This is a genomic window from Bacteroides sp. HMSC067B03 (assembly GCF_001811315.1).
GTDB classification, from domain to species: domain Bacteria; phylum Bacteroidota; class Bacteroidia; order Bacteroidales; family Bacteroidaceae; genus Bacteroides; species Bacteroides faecis.
This window is the reverse complement of sequence record NZ_KV804453.1, coordinates 1-1,262: the sequence shown is the minus strand read 5'-3', so window position 1 is coordinate 1,262 and position 1,262 is coordinate 1. Positions and strand designations below refer to the sequence as shown.

The window sequence follows — 1,262 nt, the reverse complement described above, 5'->3', positions numbered from 1 at the left end:
AGTTGAGCGTATCCGACCAGAAAAAACTGACTGACAAAGGATATAACTTCGTCGGCAGCTTTCAAGGGTATGCCGGGTTCTTTTTCAGCAATTCATGTACTTGTACGGAAGCGGGCAGCGACTATGCATATATTGAATATAACGCTGTCTGGAACAAGGCGGCACGTATTATCCGCAATACCTTGTTACCGCGTGTGAGAAGTAAGGTAAAAGCTGATCCGTCAACCGGATACATCAGTAACACCACTATCAGCAGTTGGGACGCGCTTGTCAAATCCGCGCTGGAAAGCATGGTCAATTCGGAGGATATCGCGGGCTTCGACATTTACATCAATCCAAAGCAAATGGCTGTCAGTGACAAGCCTTTCAATATTAAGGTAAAACTTGTTGCAGACGGTATTGTCCATGAGTTTGAGATTGACTTGGGTTTCACAAATAAAATCTGAAAATATGTCATTGTTAGGAACATTAATCAACAAGTTCGGAAAAATAGCCGGATGGAACAGCGTCAAGGTTGTTATGCTCGGTCGTCAGGTAGAGGGCATCACAGCCCTTTCCTACAAGGATAGCAAAGAGAAAGAAAACATCTACGGTGCTGGAGAATTTCCAGTCGGTCGCGGTGAGGGGAATTACAAGGCTGAAGCGTCGATCACCCTTCTGAAAGAAGAGGTGAATGCCTTGCAGTTAGCACTCGGTGCGGGGAAGCGTCTTACGGATATTGAACCGTTTGATATTCCGGTCATGTATGAGTATAAAGGACTTGTCATGAAAGACGTGATCCGGAACGTCGAATTTATGGACAATGGTGTCGACGTTAAACAGGGTGATAAAAGTATTGCCACACAATTCACCCTTCTTCCCAGCCATATCGACTGGAATGTGGCAATGTAGTTTAATAACCGTTTAAAAGACTTTTAAAATGGAAGTAGAAGAAAAGAAAATCAAGACAGGGAAACCTTACGAGGAACTGACAACGGAGGAAAAAGCTTTGATTGTCGATTTCACAGAGGAAGAGCATACGGAACTGAAACTGAAATACGGGAAACGCCTGAAGCATGTCACCGTACAAGTGGACGAGGATGAACGCTACGACTACCTGATTGTCCGTCCGAATAAAAATATCCTGCTGGCTATGGCAAAGAAAAAGGATGATCTTGAAGAAGCAAATGACATCCTGATCCGGAACTGCGTGGCGGCAGGCAATATGAAGGCGTTGGAAGATTCCGCTGTCTATACTTCAGTCCTGACCGCCATCGGACAAC

At 44.9% G+C, this 1,262-nt stretch carries 3 protein-coding genes; all 3 read left to right on the top strand.

The window, feature by feature from the left end:
- Window positions 1–446, top strand: a 446-nt coding sequence (locus tag HMPREF2794_RS22695) for a DUF2586 family protein (RefSeq protein WP_246839630.1), incomplete at its 5' end; no start/stop codon positions are given.
- Between the two features lie 4 nt (window positions 447–450).
- Window positions 451–891, top strand: coding sequence for a hypothetical protein (locus HMPREF2794_RS22690; RefSeq protein WP_004303259.1), 441 nt, complete (start codon window positions 451–453; stop codon window positions 889–891).
- 28 nt (window positions 892–919) lie between these two features.
- Window positions 920–1,262: hypothetical protein (locus HMPREF2794_RS22685; protein WP_070752788.1), on the top strand; the 343-nt coding region annotated here is incomplete at its 3' end.